The organism is uncultured Ruegeria sp. (assembly GCF_947497005.1).
Taxonomy (GTDB): Bacteria; Pseudomonadota; Alphaproteobacteria; order Rhodobacterales; family Rhodobacteraceae; genus Ruegeria.
Map to the genome: position 1 here is coordinate 32,905 of NZ_CANMFF010000012.1, position 16,791 is coordinate 49,695.

Annotated in this window: 15 protein-coding genes; 8 read left to right on the top strand and 7 right to left on the bottom strand. The window is 57.1% G+C overall.

Translation table 11 applies throughout. The annotated features are described in order from the left end of the window. Positions 1-2 precede the first annotated feature (2 nt). From Q0816_RS16805 to Q0816_RS16840, 8 genes are all read left to right on the top strand, one after another. Positions 3-740: a ribonuclease activity regulator RraA gene (locus Q0816_RS16805; protein ID WP_298852691.1), complete on the top strand. Its 738-nt coding sequence runs from the start codon at positions 3-5 to the stop codon at positions 738-740. Between the two features lie 16 nt (positions 741-756). Further along, positions 757-2,865 carry a hydantoinase/oxoprolinase family protein gene (locus Q0816_RS16810; protein WP_298852693.1) on the top strand — a complete coding sequence of 703 codons (2,109 nt, stop codon included), beginning with the start codon at positions 757-759 and terminating at the stop codon, positions 2,863-2,865. Continuing rightward, positions 2,862-4,577 (top strand): hydantoinase B/oxoprolinase family protein, encoded by a 1,716-nt coding sequence (locus tag Q0816_RS16815; protein WP_298852695.1) that lies wholly within the window; start codon positions 2,862-2,864, stop codon positions 4,575-4,577. Before Q0816_RS16810 ends, Q0816_RS16815 begins: the two co-directional genes overlap by 4 nt. 17 nt (positions 4,578-4,594) lie before the next feature. Further along, the gene (locus Q0816_RS16820; protein WP_298852697.1) at positions 4,595-5,392 is read left to right on the top strand and encodes an SDR family NAD(P)-dependent oxidoreductase; all 798 of its coding nucleotides are present in this window, start codon (positions 4,595-4,597) and stop codon (positions 5,390-5,392) included. Positions 5,393-5,428: 36 nt separating this feature from the next. Then, entirely contained in the window at positions 5,429-6,715 is a 1,287-nt protein-coding gene (locus Q0816_RS16825; RefSeq protein ID WP_298852699.1) for an FAD-binding oxidoreductase, read from the top strand. Beyond that, positions 6,712-7,779: a D-cysteine desulfhydrase gene (locus Q0816_RS16830; RefSeq protein WP_298852703.1), complete on the top strand. Its 1,068-nt coding sequence runs from the start codon at positions 6,712-6,714 to the stop codon at positions 7,777-7,779. Before Q0816_RS16825 ends, Q0816_RS16830 begins: the two co-directional genes overlap by 4 nt. A gap of 44 nt (positions 7,780-7,823) precedes the next feature. Beyond that, positions 7,824-8,207 (top strand): RidA family protein, encoded by a 384-nt coding sequence (locus Q0816_RS16835; protein WP_367180516.1) that lies wholly within the window; start codon positions 7,824-7,826, stop codon positions 8,205-8,207. Between the two features lie 62 nt (positions 8,208-8,269). After that, positions 8,270-8,887: an FAD-dependent oxidoreductase gene (locus Q0816_RS16840; protein WP_298852706.1), complete on the top strand. Its 618-nt coding sequence runs from the start codon at positions 8,270-8,272 to the stop codon at positions 8,885-8,887. Positions 8,888-9,576: 689 nt separating this feature from the next. Here the strand turns inward: Q0816_RS16840 and Q0816_RS16845 are convergent. The 7 genes from Q0816_RS16845 to Q0816_RS16875 are packed head-to-tail and all read right to left on the bottom strand — an operon-like array spanning position 9,577 to position 16,775. Continuing rightward, on the bottom strand, positions 9,577-10,941 hold the full coding sequence (locus Q0816_RS16845) for an MmgE/PrpD family protein (protein ID WP_298852926.1): 1,365 nt from the start codon (positions 10,939-10,941) through the stop codon (positions 9,577-9,579). A gap of 7 nt (positions 10,942-10,948) precedes the next feature. Continuing rightward, complete coding sequence (gene argE / locus Q0816_RS16850) at positions 10,949-12,073, bottom strand: acetylornithine deacetylase (protein ID WP_298852708.1); 1,125 nt, start codon at positions 12,071-12,073, stop codon at positions 10,949-10,951. Further along, positions 12,070-12,936, bottom strand: coding sequence for an N-formylglutamate amidohydrolase (locus Q0816_RS16855; RefSeq protein ID WP_298852710.1), 867 nt, complete (start codon positions 12,934-12,936; stop codon positions 12,070-12,072). The genes argE and Q0816_RS16855 overlap by 4 nt, the downstream gene beginning before the upstream one ends. After that, a complete protein-coding gene (locus Q0816_RS16860) occupies positions 12,933-13,925 on the bottom strand; it encodes an ABC transporter ATP-binding protein (protein ID WP_298852712.1) in 993 nt (330 codons plus the stop codon). Before Q0816_RS16860 ends, Q0816_RS16855 begins: the two co-directional genes overlap by 4 nt. After that, positions 13,922-14,896: an ABC transporter ATP-binding protein gene (locus Q0816_RS16865; RefSeq protein ID WP_298852715.1), complete on the bottom strand. Its 975-nt coding sequence runs from the start codon at positions 14,894-14,896 to the stop codon at positions 13,922-13,924. Before Q0816_RS16865 ends, Q0816_RS16860 begins: the two co-directional genes overlap by 4 nt. After that, positions 14,893-15,801: an ABC transporter permease gene (locus Q0816_RS16870; RefSeq protein ID WP_298852717.1), complete on the bottom strand. Its 909-nt coding sequence runs from the start codon at positions 15,799-15,801 to the stop codon at positions 14,893-14,895. Before Q0816_RS16870 ends, Q0816_RS16865 begins: the two co-directional genes overlap by 4 nt. After that, positions 15,798-16,775 carry an ABC transporter permease gene (locus tag Q0816_RS16875; RefSeq protein ID WP_298852719.1) on the bottom strand — a complete coding sequence of 326 codons (978 nt, stop codon included), beginning with the start codon at positions 16,773-16,775 and terminating at the stop codon, positions 15,798-15,800. Before Q0816_RS16875 ends, Q0816_RS16870 begins: the two co-directional genes overlap by 4 nt. Positions 16,776-16,791: the final 16 nt, after the last annotated feature.

Genomic DNA, 16,791 nt, shown 5'->3' on the forward strand with positions numbered 1-16,791 from the left:
ATATGAACAAAACACTTGCACCGATTGCGCCAAAGGTTCTGGAAAAACTGAAAACCGTCCCAAGCGCAACGGCAACACTAATTCTGCTGAAGAAATTCGGGATACGGAATTGTTATCTGCGCGGTGTAAAGGCATTGAACCCCGCGCAAGGGAAAATCTGTGCCGAAGCCTACACACTGCGTTTCATACCGCATCGCGAGGACCTGAGCCGCCCGGAGATTTTGGGCGATCAGGAGTATGCCCCGCGCAAAGTCATCGAAACGGTGCCCGAGGGGTCAGCTTTGGTGATTGATGCGCGTGGTGTCACTGATGTGGGTGTTGTTGGTGGTATTTTCGGACTACGCTTGCATCAGCGTGGGTGTGCAGCGGTTATCACCGATGGGGCTGTGCGTGACGCTAGAGAATTGTCGGACGGCAAGCTTCCAATTTACTGCAATGGCACTGGTGCCCCTGCAAGTATCACAATGCATTACGGCGCCGACTACCAGGTGCCGATTGGGTGTGGTGGCGCCGCGATCATTCCGGGTGATTACCTGATCGGTGACGAGGACGGTGTCATTGTCGTGCCGCGTGCCTGCGTCGAAACAGTTGCCATCGAAGGTGCCGAACAGGAAAGGCTCGAGGGCTTCCTGACATCTCTTGTTGAACAAGGGCGCCCAACACTGGGTACCTACCCACCAAATGAAGAAACCCGCGCGGAATATGATGCTTGGGTCGCTTCATTGGAAACTTCTGCCTGATAGTTGAGAGCAGATCATGACAAAAGCTACAAAAGGAAGAATCAGGCTTTCAGCAGATATTGGCGGTACCTTCACAGACGTTGTCCTTGAAACGTCGGACCAACAATATGCACGGAAAGTCCTGACGACTCATCAGGCGCCTGAAATGGGTGTTCTGAAAGGGATCAACGTCGTACTAGAGGCTGGCAATGTCGACATCGGCGATGTTGATCTAATCATTCACGGAACGACACTCGCAACCAATACCCTGATCGAACGCAATGGTGCCAACACGGTGCTGGTTACGACCGAAGGGTTTATTGATGTCATCGAGATGGGCTACGAAAACCGTTTCGAGCAGTATGATATCAACGTCGTGAAACCCAAGCTGCTGGTGGACCGTTCCCAGCGATTTGGTGTGACCGAACGCTTAGCGGCAAACGGGGACACCCTGATCGAATTGGACGAAGGCAGCGTCCGTGCGCTTGTTCCGAAATACCGCGAGATGGGTGTTGAAAGCATCGCGATCTGCTTGCTCCATGCCTATGTCGACGGTCGGCATGAGGATCGGGTCGAAGCTATATTCCGCGAGGAATTACCCGGCGTTCTGATCAGTAAATCATCAGCGATTGCGCCGGAAATCCGCGAATACGAGCGCACCTGCACAACAGTCGCCAACGCTTACGTGCAACCGCAGATGGCTGGTTATCTTGGAAATTTGGATCAGGCGCTGCGAGAAATGGGCGCGACCTGTCCACTGTTCCTGATGACATCGGGCGGCGGACTTGCAACCGTCGAAACGGCCAGCCAGTACCCTGTGCGACTGGTCGAATCCGGGCCGGCGGGCGGCGCGATCCTGGCAGCGCAGGTTGCGCAGGAATGCAACCTGGACGAGGTTTTGTCCTACGATATGGGCGGAACTACAGCGAAGATCTGTCTGATCGATTCAGGGCGTCCGAAAATGTCGCGTACCTTCGAGGTAGACCGGCAGTACCGGTTTATGAAGGGCTCGGGCATGCCGATTCGTATCCCTGTGATCGAAATGGTCGAGATCGGCGCGGGCGGTGGCTCCATCGGGCATATCGATCAGATGGGCCGGGTGCAGGTCGGCCCGGAGTCGGCGGGGTCCGAACCGGGGCCTGCCTGCTATGATCTGGGCGGCACCCGCCCGGCCGTGACGGATGCCAACCTTGTCCTGGGAAATCTTGATGCTGATAATTTTGCCGGCGGCCGGATGAAATTGAGCGTTGATAATGCGAATGAGGCCCTCGGCACTCACATTGCCGATAAGCTGGGCATGACCTCCGAGATCGCTGCTTTCGCGATGCGGGAGGTCGTGGACGAGAACATGTCGAATGCCGCACGTGTTCATGCGATCGAAGCGGGCAAGAATGTCAGCACCCGAACAATGGTGGCTTTTGGCGGCGGTGCGCCGATGCACGTGTCCCGTATGGCTGAGAAGCTGGGGATTGACCGGGTTATCGTACCAACCGGCGCTGGTGTCGGTTCGGCCGTCGGGTTCCTGCGGGCACCAGTGGCCTATGAGGTGGTGCGCTCGCATCACGTGCGGCTGAATGAACCGGATGCAGATGCGGTCAACGCAATGATCGCCGACATGCGTGCCGAGGCAGAGGCTGTTGTGCATGCGGGTGCCGAAGGTGTTGAAACCGAAGAGGAGTGCCACGCACTGATGCGCTATGTCGGACAGGGGCATGAATTGCTGATCAAAGTGCCGACACACGAAATGAGCGCCGACGAACTCCGCGGAATGATCAAGGTTTTCGACAAGGTCTACGAAGACAACTACAGTCGTTCGGTTCCCGCTATGGGAGTAGAGGCGCTAACATGGACACTGACCGTGCGTACAGTCGCCGACAAAGCGTTGCACGCAACTGGTCAAACCAAATTCAACGAAGGGTCTCGGGCACCCACAATCGGAACTCGCAAGATTTTCGACGCTGAAAGTGGTATCTATCTGACTGCCCAGGTCTACGACCGTGACGCAGTCACGCCAGGTCAGATCATGACCGGACCCGCTGCCATTGTCGAGGAACAAACCACAACGATCCTGTCCAAGAACTTCAGGGCAACCCTGAACAGTCTTGGTTACATCGACATCCGCCGCAATCAGGGGGACGAGGCATGAAACCATCAGACCAAATGAAGCAGGTCCAACTTCAGATCATGTGGGACCGGTTAATCGCGGTGGTCGAGGAGCAGGCACAGACACTGATCCGCACTGCGTTTTCGACAAGTACGCGCGAAGCCGGGGACGTTTCAGCCGGTGTCTACAACACGAGCGGAGACATGCTGGCGCAGGCTGTGACCGGCACACCGGGACACGTCAACGCCATGGCTGAATCGGTCAAGCATTTCGTGGCGGATTTTGCCTGGAACGAACTAACGCAGGGTGACGTTCTGATTACAAACGACCCCTGGAAGGGTACGGGTCATCTGCACGATTTCACCGTTGTGACGCCTATATTTAGGGATGGCCGGCCGATCGCGATCTTCGCCTGCACCACCCACGTCGTAGATATAGGCGGCCTCGGTTTCGTGGCGGACGGGCGCGAAGTTTATGAAGAGGGTTTTTATATCCCGCCAATGTTCCTGGCCCGCGCAGGTACAATGAATGACGATCTTCTGGGGCTCGTGCGCGCCAATGTGCGCGAACCTGCACAGGTCGAGGGCGACCTCTATTCCCTGGCCGCCTGTAACGAAGCTGGTGGTCGCCGCCTGCTGGAAATGATGACCGAATACGGGCTGGAGGATATCGAGGATCTGGGCCAGATGATCATCGACAGCTCGCGCAAGGCTATGCAGGACGCGATCCGCGAACTGCCCAACGGGAGCTGGACATCGTCGATGACAACAGACGGCTATGAAGCGGATGTAACGCTTTGTGCAACTCTGACCATTGAAGACGAAAAGATCAGAATAGACTTTGATGGCACGTCCGGCGAGTCGTCTTATGGGATCAATGTGCCGCTGTCTTATACCAAGGCCTACGGTTCCTTTGGTCTGCGTTGCGTCATCGGGAACAAGGTTCCGAACAATGCGGGATCGCTGGGCGCGATCGAGGTCACGGCACCCCTGGGCACCATCGTCAACGCACGGCCACCGCGCGCGGTTTGCGCGCGCCACGTAATTGGTCAGATGTTGCCGGATGTCGTCTATGGCTGCCTGCATCAGGCTGTGGAGGGTATGGCGCCGGCCGAGGGCACATCGAGCATCTGGGCACCGATCCTGATGAATGCGCCCGAAAACGGCGCCAGAACTGGCGAGTTCACCATCACCATGTTCAACACCGGCGGCACCGGCGCGCGCCCGACCAAGGACGGCCTCAACTGCACGGCGTTTCCCAGCGGTATTCGCAACGTGCCTGTCGAAATCAGTGAAACCATGGCCCCTATCGTGCTCTGGCGAAAGGATTTCCGTCAGGATTCAGGTGGCCCGGGCAAGTTCCGGGGCGGCGCGGGCCAGATCATCGAAGCATCGCTGCGCTCGGAGGATGCCTTTGCCTTTTCCGCAATGTTTGACAGGGTAAACAACCCTCCTCGCGGCAGGGCAGATGGTGGCATGGGTTTGCCCGGCGAAGTGGTTAGCTCGACCGGTACGCAACAGCGGGTCAAAGGAAAACAGGTCATTCCTGCCGGGCAACGCTTGGTGCTGAAGACGCCCGGTGGTGGCGGATATGGGGCGGCATTCGAACGCGACCCGGCCTACGTCGTCGAAGACGTGCGGCTTGGTTTCATCACCATAGACACCGCTGCCCGGGATTACGGTGTCGTATTGTACGAAGATCTGAAGGTGAATGAGGCGGAAACCGCGCGGCTGCGCGCCGACGCATCTGCCTAAAAACGAAAGAGAACGAGATGGCAAATCGCATGAATTTTGCAGGCACACATGTTTTGATTACCGGCGGTGCGCAGGGAATTGGCCTTGCCTGTGCAAAGGCCTTTGTCGAACACGGCGCCAATGTAACGATTGCGGATATCAATGCTGATGGATGCTCGAATGCTCTGGATACGCTCAAGTCTCTTGGCGATGGCACGGTTGCTTGCTTTGTGGCTGATGTCAGACAACCGGAAAACTGCGCCCAGCTCGTCGCGGATGCAATCGCAGCAAATGGCAAGCTCGACGTGCTGGTCAACAATGCTGGTGTTGTACATGCTGGCGACATTCTAAATCTGGATGCTGACGGTTTTGATCACGTGTTCAGCGTCAACGTGCGCGGAGCCTTCCTGATGGCGCAGGCAGCCGCACGTGCTATGGTCGAGGCCGGCACCAAGGGCAGCATAATCAACATGTCTTCGGTTAACTCGGTTGTGGGCTTGCCCAATCAGCTGGCTTATTCCATGTCCAAAGGGGCGCTTGCCCAATTGACTCGAGCTGCGTCGATCCGGCTTGCCCCCGAAGGCATTCGTGTCAACGCGATCGGCCCTGGATCAATTGGCACCGAAATGTTGGCCGATGCCCTGTCAAGAGACCCGCATGGCAAGGGGGCAATCCTGTCGCGCACCCCACTCGGTCGATTGGGTGAACCTTCTGAAGTCGCGGATGTCGCGCTGTATCTGGCAAGTGACTATTCCAGCTATATCACGGGCGAGACAATCTACATTGACGGCGGCCGACTAGCCCTTGGCTATACGGTTCCAGTCAAGGAAGACTAGGCAAATCAAAACAACGGAAACCTTCGGACAGATCCAATGGCAGACGTCGAAAAACACCACAACTCTCTTTGGGAATATTCTGCCAGTCCACAGGTGGAAACACCAGCTCTCGCAGGCGATTTGGACACGGATGTCCTGATAATCGGAGGCGGGTACACCGGGCTTTCAACAGCGCTGCATCTAGGTGAATCTGGTGTACGCTCCATTGTACTGGAGGCGCAAGAAGTCGGACATGGCGGGTCGGGGCGCAATGCCGGTCTGGTCAATCCCGGCGTCTGGCTCTTGCCGAACGAGGTTGAGGAACAGTTGGGCAAGCAGGCGGGAGGGCGCTTGAACGCAGCGCTGTCGAACTCTCCCGATCTGGTGTTTTCGATCATCGACAAGTACGAGATCGACTGCGAAGCCAAACGTAACGGTATGTTGCAGGCGGCACATGCCCGGTCGAAAGTGCAGTGGGTCAAGGATCGCCACTCGCAGATGGCCTCGCTCGGCTTGCCGGTCGAACTAATAACAGGCAGCGATCTTCAAGTGATGACCGGCTCAAAAGTCTACCGTCACGCCGCTGTCTTCGACCCACGCGCGGGTACAATCCAGCCGATGTCCTACGCTCGGGGTCTCGCGCGGGCAGCACTCGGTGCAGGAGCCACGATCCATCAGAATTGCCCGGTGCAGAGCCTAACGCTGACAGGCAATCGCTGGACCGCGCAAACAGCGCGGGGTTCTGTCAGAGCCGAACAGGTCATTGTTGCCACTAACGCCTATACCGACCATTTCCTGCCACAGATCAGGAACGCCACTGTGCCGGTCTTCATGTTCCAGGCTGCGACGGGGCCGCTTTCCGACAATATTGCCGGATCAATTTCGCCGCGCCGCAATGGGCTGTTCGACACGCGCAAGACGATGATTTCGTCTCGCATCGACGACGCCGGACGATACATCGTGTGCAGCGCGGGCCGCATGACAGGTGATGGGCGTTCTTTGCGGACAAACTGGGCAACGCGCGTCCGCGATCGCCTTTTCCCGCAACTGCAGGGGCAGGAATGGAAATTTTGGTGGTCTGGCCAGATGGGCTTTACCGACAACCACCTTCCGCGAGTTTTTCAGCCCGCACCGGGACTGACAGTACCGATCGGCTATAACGGTCGCGGCATTGGCCCCGGAACAGTCATAGGGAAAACCTGTGCAGACCTTGTTCAGGGTGGGTCGATCAAGGATTTCCCTTTGCCGCTCAAACAAGTGCGGGTCGAGAGCTGGCGCAATGTTCGCGCCGCCTATTACGAACTCGGCACGAGGCTCTACAACATGGTTGATAGTAGGGTTTGAGTGAAACCAGCAGGAGCGGGAGGACAAAAGGAATGATGACTGAAACCTTGAGCGTAACAGATCAATTCTACAGTCTTGCCCATTTCGCAAAATGCGACATCGTGCATGCGCCGACGCGATTGGAACACTTACCTCGGCTGAGCGCCGCCTTGGGCGGACCTGAAATCTGGATTAAGCGTGACGACTGCACGGGCCTTGCATTCGGTGGAAACAAGACCCGAAAACTCGAGTTCTTGATTGCAGATGCGCAAAGCAAAGGGGCTGACGTTCTGATAACCGCAGGCGGGGTGCAATCCAATCATGCCCGGCAGACCGCTGCTGCCGCCGCACGTTTTGGCTTTGATTGTCATCTTTTGCTTGAAAACGGCCTTGGCTCCTCAGAGCCGGAATACCTCGGAAACGGCAACGCATTGCTGGATCGTATTGTCGGCGCTACCAGTGAGGTATTGCCTGCGGATGCGGATATGGAAGCCTTAATTGATGCCGCCATGCGGCGTTTTTCTGACGAGGGGCGAACGGCATATTTTATTCCGGTTGGAGGATCAAATGCGATCGGGGCTTTGGGGTATGTTTCCTGTGCCCATGAACTCATCAACCAGATTTCTCAATTGGACACGGACTTTGATCATCTTGTCATGTCCACGGGCAGCGCAGGTACGCAGGTTGGGTTGTTGGCAGGGATATCGCTCGCCGGGTTGAATTTGCCGGTGCATGGCATGAGCGTTAGTAAACCGCGGGAGATGATGAAAACGATTGTCGAATCCCTGCTGGAGCAGACGTTGGACTTACTTGGTCATACCGCGCATGACCGCGAAAAGTTGGTCCTGACAAACAGCGACTATGTCGGAGAAGGTTATGCCATCCCGGCCGCTTCAACTATTGAGGCCATTGAACTTACCGCTCGCACCGAAGGTATCTTGCTGGACCCAGTTTATACCGGCAAGGGCATGGCGGGACTGGTAGACTATGTTCGACAAGGTAGGTTCGCCTCTGATGAGCGCGTCATCTTTCTACATACAGGCGGCGCACCTGGGCTGTTCGCTTATCGCCAACAATTTCAATAGTGACAGCCAATCGTGCGACCCTGACCAATTGAAGGAATTCAGCCTTGGAACGAAAAAACATTTCGATGAATTCGCCCGCCGAAGATATTGCTGCCTTTAGCCGGGCTGTTGTGCAGGGTCCGTGGTGTTTTGTGTCTGGCATTACGGGTGTGGATCCGGAAACCGGCGACATGCCCGAAAGTGCTGAAGCGCAGGCGCGCAATTGCTTTTCCTCCATCGAGGCGGTTCTGGACAAAGCGGGGTTTGCGCTCTCGGACGTGGTGCGGGCTGTCTACTACCTGACCGCCGACAGCCATGCGCCCGAGGTTATTCCGGTTCTGAAAGAGAAATTCGATGCTATCCGGCCAGCGGCAACGTTGGTTGTCTCGGGTCTGCCGAAACCGAATTTGAAGGTGGAAATCGAGGTTACGGCCCTAAAGTCTTCCTGATTTCGTAACCGCTCCACTTATGTGCCCACCATGACGCCCGCACACTTGAAAGTCGAAAGCAAATGAAGTTTTCCGCACTACGCATCCTGAGAGAGGGGCTGACAGGTAACAAGGGCTGGATGCCGCACTGGCGCAACCCGGACCCGAAGCCAAGCTATGACGCCATCATCATTGGCGGCGGCGGTCATGGCCTTTCCACGGCCTATTATCTGGCGAAAAACCATGGGGTCACAAACGTCGCGGTGCTGGAAAAGGGCTGGCTCGGCAGCGGCAATATCGGGCGCAATACCACGATCATACGCGCCAACTATTTCCTGCCCGGCAACTCGGAGTTCTATTCCCACTCGCTGAAACTCTGGGAAAACCTAGAGCAGGAGCTCAATTATAACGTGATGTTGTCGCAACGCGGTATCCTGAGCTTGCTGCATTCGGACGGGCAGTTCGACACGGCAGCGCGGCGGGGCAATTCGATGCTGGTTCAGGGCGACGATGCGCGGCTGGTCTACCTCGATGAATTGCGTGAAATGGCGCCTTATCTCGACTTTGAGCAGTCGCGGTTTCCGATTAAGGGTGCACCCACTGCATCCAACGCGGCCCATAGTCGCCATTACTGTACACCAGTGGCATCGAAACAAACGAGCGCATCCTGCGACATGGTCAGTTTGACAACTTGCTTGTGACCATCAGCGGTGTTTGACCACCTTAAGCGCTCACCATCGGGCAGGCAGTGAAGATCCAGCCAATCGCGGCTGACATCGGTTCCGATGACTGACGCCTGTATTACTTTGCTTATACCCTCTTCCTTCTGATCCGTTGATCTGACCGGCCATATGCGACTGTCCGAAACGATGAAGAGAGACGGTGCTGGCTTGCTGGGGAACGTGGTCAAACCTCAAGGCTCAGACGCCATACACCACCCCATCAACAACCTCGGCCAAGACGGTTGACGGGGTCAAGTTAACAAACTCGAGATACAGAAGGCTCAAGAGCCGCCAGTTTTGGAAATTTAGGCCAATAGATTCTACTGTCAATTCAAGGGCAATTTCGCTTGCCATCTTAAGTTCCTAAAATCTCAGTTTCAGAAGTTTTTGGTTTTCAATACTAACTCGCCAGAACGTGCGACGAGACTTCGTAAAACCGTGGAGCCCAACGTTCTTGAATAGAGCCACGTACGAGATAATACGTCAACAAGCGCGCAGTTTCGACGTGTTGGGATTGTGTCCGGCTCTGTGCAGAGTAGGGCGGTCTCGCATTGGACCTCTATTAGTGCAGCATATTGGTTCTATAGGAGTAGACGTCGCCCGCTTGCCTCGTTGTGCCATTATGAATTTTACAAACATCTTGGAGGCGTCTACACCTTCGGAACCCGTTATTGTGGGACAAGCAACGCCATCAAATCTCTAATCTCCTGGCCTGAGAGGTTGTTCAACGTCGCGTGGAGTTCCTTGAGCAGATCTGCGGATAGGCGGGATCCGATACAGTCCTGAAATTTCGTGACCTCCTGTTCGGGCGTAAATGGGACCGAGATAGTGCCCACTGGGTTTAGGACGTTCATCTCGAACCGTGTCCCGCTCTTGAGCTGGACACAAGTGTATGCTGGGCGGTTCCAGATATCGGTCTCCGCGGATGACGTCTTTTTCGCCTCACGCATCTTGATGTGTTGCATAGTTGCGCGTAATTCAGGGCGCCAGATGGCCTCCGGGGTGAAATCGGCCAACCGAACTTCACCATATTGCAGCGCCAGCGTGGCGCAATAGGTCATGGAAAAGCGCGCCTCTTTCTCGTTTTGCGGGTTTTCAAAGCGGAGATTTCGGTAATTCGTATCGGGTATGACGGTTTCAACCCGATCTACGTCGTTGACCGCGAACCCCTCGCGCGCGCGTATTTCGATGATAGCGTCTAGCGTTCTGTGCGCGCTACCGCAACAGGGAAAGCGTTTCTGGGCAAGCCCGTCCAATGCGATGGACAACGCATGTGGCACGGGAAGATCGGTACGACCATGCCCATGGTGGTGGTGGATAAATCCCCATTCGCTGAAAATCGGATCCGGGTTGGCCTCCACTCCGGCGTGGCCGAGATTTGCGGCCAGAATCCCGGATCGAGCTGCCAGCCCGGCATGCAGCGGTTTGGTCATAGTGCCAAATTGGATTTTCGATCCGCCCGCAAGCGAACACGCGATGCTGAGCGAATTGCGAAACGGCTCGTCTCCCAGCCGCAGCAGCCGGGCACAGGCAGCAGCCGCACCAATCGCACCGATGGTCGAGGTAGCATGCCATCCGGCGCGGTAATGGTCGGGATTCATCCGTCGCCCGAGCCAGGCCTGCACTTCCAAGCCGATGACATAGGCGTCGATCAAATCGGCGCCCGTGGCCGCGGTCTCTTCGCCCAGAGCCAGCAGAGCAGGAACCAGAACTGCGGAGGCGTGCGTGACCGCAGGTAGGAAATTGTCGTCGAAATCGAGCGCATGGGCCGCCGTGCCGTTGACCATCGCCGCCTGTTCCGCGCTCAGCTTTTGGGCATGGCCCAAAACCGACGACAATCCCGCCGTCCCTGCAGGAAGCGCGCGCAAAACCGCCTGCGTCGCGGGGTCACTTTGCCCGGCGATCATACAAGCAATGGTATCGGCAATGGCTGCGCGGGCCGGTTCTGTCTCGGCTTCACAGGTGATCTGGGGATGCGCGGCGGCGGCGCTCGCGAATTCGTCGAGACTCCCCGCTCTGAGGATGTCATGCACCAAGCCCTTAATCTCCTCGGGACAACGCGTCACAAAGCCCGGCGAGAAACCGGTCGCAGGCGTCAAGCTGTGACAGAGTGATGAATTCGTCGGGCTGATGCGCCTGAGCGATATCGCCGGGCCCGAAGACTACTGTGTCGATGCCCGCGCTGGAATAATGCCCTGCTTCAGTTCCGTAATTGACCGCCAGTGTGGCGTTTGTGCCGACGATGCCGGTGACAAGCTCTAGTGCTTTCGACCGGGTTGGTGCGGTGAAAGCGGGATAGGAGACTACTTCTGTCACCTGCGGCGCCGGATCGCGATCGCCAAGCCCTTCGAGCGCGCGCCGCAGAAGATCCGGGGACGTGCCCGGCGGATAGCGGTATTCGATCACAAAGGCGCAATCCTCGGCGACGATATTAGTGGCTTTGCCGCCTTCGATGGTGCCGAAATTGATGGTGGGATGGGGAATTGGGAAGCGAAGGTCGTTGGTTGTCTCTGTGAGCAACTCGCGGGAGAGATCGTTAAGACGGGCAATCGCCTCCCCTGCTTCGGCGATGGCATTGACGCCGCGAGGAGACAGCGAGGAATGCATTGGCGTGCCCTTGAAGGTACAGGTAAATATCTGTTTGCCGGTATGAGCCGTGACCGGTGTCATGCCTGTCGGTTCGCCGACAATACAGGCGCCGGGCGCAAGGCCCCGGTCCAGCATATGGGCGATCAGCGGTTGGACTCCGGCGCAGCCGACCTCTTCGTCATAAGAAAAAGCTAGATGGACCGGCGATTGCAGATTGGCGGCCACAAGCTGTGGTACGGCGGCGAGCACCGAGGCCAGAAAGGCTTTCATGTCGGCGGTCCCGCGCCCATAGGCCCGGCCCTCTTCGAACGTCAGCGCAAAGGGGTCGCGGGTCCAAGACTGTCCTTCGGCGGGCACGACATCGGTATGCGCTGACAGGACGACACCGCCTGGCCGGGTCGGGCCAATGCTGGCCAACAGCGCGATCTTATCACCGGTCCCGTTGGGCACCCGGTCGCAGGTGACGCCAAGGTCTGCCAGATAAGCTTCGACATAGGCGGCAAGATCCAGGTTACTGTTGGCGCTGACCGTATCGAAAGCAATCAGCCGGTTGAGGATCTCATGTGTTGCCGTCACTGCGCATCCGCTCTTTCCTCGCGCAGGGTGTCGCAGAGTGCGCAGATTGCCCCGGTCAGTGTTTCCAGATTACGCCGCAGGGCAAGAAATCCCTCGGTCTTTGCCATTGTCCCTTCGTCCATATAGAGGCTCCGGTTGATTTCGATCTGGATCGCGTGGCGGTTTTCATGTGGCCGCCCATGACGGCGGATAAGCTCCATACCCTTGTAGGGGTAGTTGACGGCCACCGAATAACCCAGGTCCCGCAGAACCTCCACGACGCAGGCGGTCACCTCTGGCGCACAGGTGGTACCGTCGCGGTCGCCAATCACGAAGTCCGGACGCTGCACTGCGCCGTCCTCGGTTTCGGCGTCACCCATGCCGGACATCGAATGGCAATCGATGTGGATTGCAAAACCATGGGCAGCAACCGCCTCATTTAGCTGCTGACGCAGCGTTTCGTGATAGGGTCGCCAGTAGTTTTTAATTCGTCCTGCGGCCTCGGCAGGCGAGAGTTTTCGGTCATAGACAGCGCCCTGAACCCGCATTTTCTTCCAGATCAACCCAACGCCGCGATCAATTGTCTTGGCGCTCGGGTTGACCGGCCCGGGCCAGTCCCCGTCGATCATGTCAAGGTCGATATCGTCCTCGTTTCGGTTCGGGTCTATATAGCAGCGCGGAAAGAGCGCATGAACCATCGTCGCGCCCTGTTTGGTGACATGAGCAAATAGCTCTTCGATATGCGCGTCCTCGGAACGTCGCAGGACCATACGGTCAAGTGCATGGCCGAAATCGTCAGGATAGACTGATCCAGAATGCGGGCTGTCGAATACCACTGGCAGCGGGGTGCCGGAAGGGTGCTCGACTCGGACAAATTCGTTCATGCGTCTCTCCAGTGGTGGCAGGACACCGCGCGGACTGGACTGATTTCTTCCAGTTGCGGACGCTCGGCGCGGCACTTGTCATTGGCCATCGGGCAGCGTGGGTTGAAATGGCATCCCGGCGGGGGATCCAGCGGGGAGGGAATTTCGCCCTTGACCGGAGTGAAGTCTCGCTTGCGCTGATCGAGGCGCGGGGCCTCGGCCAAAAGCGCCTTTGTGTAGGGGTGTTTGGGATCGGCGAAAATCTCTTCGGTCGCTGCGATCTCGACGATCCGTCCTAAATACATGATCGCTACGCGGTCGGCGATATGTTCAACCACGCTGAGGTCGTGGCTGATGAAGAGATAGGTCAGCTCCAGTTCTTTGCGCAGATCCATGAAAAGGTTGATAACCTGGGCCTGGATCGACACGTCAAGAGCCGCAATCGCCTCGTCGCAGACCAAGAAGTCGGGTTTCACCGCCAGCGCCCGGGCTATTCCGATCCGCTGTCGCTGGCCGCCTGAAAACTGGTGCGCGTAGCGTTTCTTCAGCGTTGGGTCGAGCCCCACCTTGCGCATGACGTCATCGACATAGGCAGGAATTTCTGCAGCAGCGACCAGCCCATGCAGGCGCGGCGCCTCACCGATGATATCCTCGACCCGCATCCGAGGATTGAGGCTGGCGAATGGGTCCTGAAAAATCATCTGGATGGCCAGCGTCGCCGCCTTGTCGGACCGCTTCTTTGTGATGACGCGCCCTTCATAGAGCAAAGCGCCATCGCTGGCGGGATGAATGCCCGCCACAACCCGGCCCAGCGTGGATTTTCCGCAGCCGGATTCGCCGACAAGGCCCAGGACCTCGCCCTTGGCGATATCGAGGTCGACATTGTCCACCGCGTGAACGGTTTCTTCGGAGATGGCAGCGCCAAATCTGCGCGCCAGACGGCCCGCAATATCAAGCTTCTTAGAGAACCTTTTGGAGACACCTCGGATTTCCAGAATTGGCTTAGTCATGCCCGGCCTCCCTCGCCAAAGGGATGAAAGCACCGGATGCGGCTGCCGCCGCTTTTCTGGATAGGCGGCGCGGTTTTACATTCATCGCTGGCACGGGTGCAACGGGGGGCAAAAGCGCATCCCTGCGGAAGCGCCAGCATGTTCGGTGTCATGCCTTCGATCTGATAGAGCCGCTGGCCGCGTTTGTTGGCCGATGGCACTGACCCGAGCAGTCCCACCGTATAGGGGTGTCGCGGGCGGTCGATAACGTCGTCGGTTTCGCCCTGCTCAACGATCCGGCCCGCATACATAACCGAAATCCGGTCGGCCAGCCCCGCTACCACGGCAAGATCGTGGGTGATCCAGATCATCGCGGTTCCGGTTTGGCGGGTCAGCTTCTGTGCCTCATGGATGATCTGCGCCTGGATCGTGACATCGAGCGCAGTAGTCGGTTCATCCGCGATAATCAATCGGGGCCGATTCAGAAACGCGATGGCGATCGCCACGCGCTGGCGCATACCACCGGAAAGCTGGTGCGGATAGGCGTTCAGGCGCTCCTCTGGCGAGGGAATGCCGACGAGGCCAAGCGCATCGCGACAGCGTTCGCGCGCGGTTGCCCGGTCGATTTTCTCATGCGCCAAGATCGCTTCGATCATCTGCGTGTCGATACGCAGGACCGGGTTGAGCGTCATCATCGGATCTTGAAAGATCATCGCGATCCGGTTGCCGCGCAATTGCTTGAGTGCTTCTTCGCGCGCGTCGGCGATTTCGGTTCCGTCAAACTTGACAGAACCTTCGACGATACGTCCCGGCGAGTCGATCAGGCCGAGGATGGAAAACCCGGTGATGGATTTGCCCGATCCGCTTTCGCCGACAAGTCCCATTATCTCGCCGCTGCTTACCGAGAAATCGACACCGTCGACGGCCTTGACCACACCGGCCCGGGTGAAGAAATGCGTTTTGAGGCCGTTGACTTCGAGTACGGCGCTCATTTTTTTAACCTCGGGTTTAAGACATCGCGCAGATGGTCACCCACCAGATTTATCGACATCACGGTGGTTAGCAGCGCCAGCCCTGGAAAGACGGATATCCAGTAGCGGCCCGACAGAAGATATTCGAATCCATTGGCGATTAGCACGCCAAGACTCGGCTGGGTCTGAGGCAATCCTACGCCAAGAAAGGACAGGGTAGCCTCCAGCGAAATCGCATGTGCGGTCTGCACGGTTCCAACGACAATCAACGGGGCCAAGCAGTTGGGCAAGATATGCCGGAACACGACCTGTGTCTGCGACAGGCCAAGGCATTGCGCGGCCTCGACATACTCTTTGCGCCGCTCGACGAGCGCAGTACCGCGAACAGTACGCGCGTAATAGGCCCATTGTGCGACAACCAGAGCCAGAATGATTTTGTCCACGCCCTTGCCCAGGATCGCTACCAGCATCAAAGCGACCAGCGAGGCCGGGAAGGACAGTTGCAGGTCCACAAGCCGCATGATCACAGCCTCGATGCGCCCGCCCATATAGGCGGCTATAAGCCCGATCATCATGCCAATCGCTAACGCGATAATCCCCGATGCCACTCCTACCGACAGGGAAATGCGCAGCCCGTAAAGTATGGCGGAGTAAAGATCGCGCCCGGACCCGTCCGAGCCGAGCCACATAGTGTAACCGGCAAAAGCCTCCGAACCCGGTGGCAAGCGCCCGTCCAACACATCAACCTGCCCCAGATCGTAAGGATTCTGCGGTGTAATCCAAGGTGCCAGCAGCGCCAGCACCACGATAGAGCTGAACACGATTAGTGCGGCTGTTGCGATCCGGCTTTCAAAGAATTCCGCACGGAACCGCTGAAACGGTGTCTCTACCCGGACAGCGGGCTTGGCTGCGGTCATATCGGTCATGCGCCCTGATCCTGCAAGCGGACCCTCGGATCGAGGATCGAATAAAGAATGTCGACGATCATGTTGATAAGAACGAAGAACACAACGATGATCATGAGATAGGCGACGACGACTGGCCGATCGAGCTGAAGAATCGCGTCGATCAACAGTTTGCCCATGCCGGGCCAGGCGAAGATCTTTTCAGTCACCACGGAAAAGCCAATCAGGCTGCCTAATTCAAGCCCCATCACCGTGACTACCGGGATCATAATGTTCTTCAGGACATGGACAAAGATGATGCGGTTGGTCGATAGCCCCTTAGCGCGTGCGAATTTAACATAGTCCTGCCCCATTGCCTCGCGCACGCCCGCGCGGGTCAGCCGGACTGCCAGTGATATTTTTAACAGTGCAAGGTTGAGTGCGGGTAAAATGATATGCTTGAGCCCATCGACGGTCGCGAGGCTCGTCTCAAATCCCAAGACAGACCTGGTTTCTCCACGCCCAGTCGAAGGCAACCAGCCAAGTTCCACGGAAAAGACCAATATCAACATCAGTCCGACCCAGAATGTCGGAAGTGAAAAACCGAAGATCGACCCGGCCATGATCCCCTTAGAGATGGGGCTGTCGGGGTTCAACCCTGCAAAAAGACCCAGGGGAATACCGATAAGCACCGCTAGGAATAATGCACTGAAGGCCAGTTCAAGAGTTGCTGGCATATGATGAAAGATGAGTTTTAGCGCAGGTTCACCAAAGATGAAGGACTTTCCTAGATCGCCTTGCATGGCGTTTTTGACGAAAAGCAGATATTGCTCCCAGATTGGCTTATCCAGCCCAAGCCGCCGAATTGCCGCTTCGATCTCAGCCTGATCGGCTTCTGGACTGACCAGCATGTGGACCGGGTCTCCGATCACGTTGACGCCGAAAAATACGATGACCGACATCAACGCCATTACCAAGATGGCCTGCAACAGACGGCGAATAATGAATGTGGACATTCGTCCTCTCCTGACC